A 1,096-nucleotide genomic window follows, 5' to 3' on the forward strand; every position below is an offset into this window, starting at 1 on the left:
CTAGGGCCTGTTCCAGGTTCGGATCATGTTGGCCGGAGGCTGCGGATCCAGATCACGGCACCGCGTAAGTGGAGTCCGGCGAGGTAGCTGGTGGCGGTCTTGTCATAGCGGGTGGCCAGGCCCCGCCACTCCTTGATCTTGTTGATGCAGCGTTCGACGGTGTTGCGGTCCTTGTACAGGTCCGGATCGTGACCGACCGGGCGGCCGCCGTGCGAGCCCTTCTTCTTGCGGTTGGCGGCCTGGTCGGCCTTCTCCGGGATGACACCGCGGATACGGCGTCGCCGCAGGTAGGCACGGTTGGCGCGGGAGGAGTACGCCTTGTCCGCCGCGACGGCGCCGGGCCGGGTGCGCGGGCGGCCGACCGGGCCACGCACCTTGATGCCCTCCAGTACCGGGACGAAGCGGGGGCTGTCGGCGGCCTGTCCCGGTGTGACGATGAACGACAGTGGCCGGCACCGGCGTTCGGCCGCGAGGTGGGTCTTGGTGGTCAGTCCGCCCCGGGAACGGCCCAGTTCAGCGGCGCGGAGCCGGGCTCCGCGCCGCCGCCGCAAACGCCGCCGCTCCTCACGCGCCACGTCATCGCCGTCCGCGTCCGGCGGCACTATTGACGCGCTTTGCCCCTTTCGAGAAGCCCCTTTTCCTCGGTGACAGCCTTCTCCAGCTCGTCCAGCAGTTCGGGATCTACGGCCATTCCCGCCGCGTGATGATGGGCGCGGGCGACCGTGGAATCCACGCTGACCAGGCCGAGATCGACCTGCCCGCGGGCCGCCGCCTCGGCGATCATCCCCTCCATCAGCGTCCGGAAGGTCCCAGCCACCGCCCAGCGCTGGAACGCGCCGTAAACGGTCGACCAGGAGCCGTACTCCTCAGGCACGTCCCGCCAGGGACACCCGGCCCTGAACCGCCACATCACAGCGTTGAACAGCCGCCGCAGGTCAGGGACCGGGCCGCGCTCGCCCACCGGCAAGAACGGCTCGACCAACTCCCACTCGGCATCCGAGAGATCACCACGCGCCACCCTCGACAACTACCAGGCCCAGCCGCCCGCCACCGGCAAATCCCAAAACCAATGATCCGAACCTGGAACAGGCCCTAG

General features: G+C 69.3%; 1 pseudogene. It reads right to left on the minus strand.

Annotated elements, in window-relative coordinates:
• Positions 1-23: 23 nt before the first annotated feature.
• Positions 24-1,018 (minus strand): annotated as a pseudogene (locus tag ACFYO2_RS49680) (IS5 family transposase).
• Between the last annotated feature and the right edge of the window lie 78 nt (positions 1,019-1,096).

Origin of the sequence: Streptomyces sp. NPDC006602, assembly GCF_042870385.1 — a bacterium.
GTDB lineage: Bacteria > Actinomycetota > Actinomycetes > Streptomycetales > Streptomycetaceae > Streptomyces.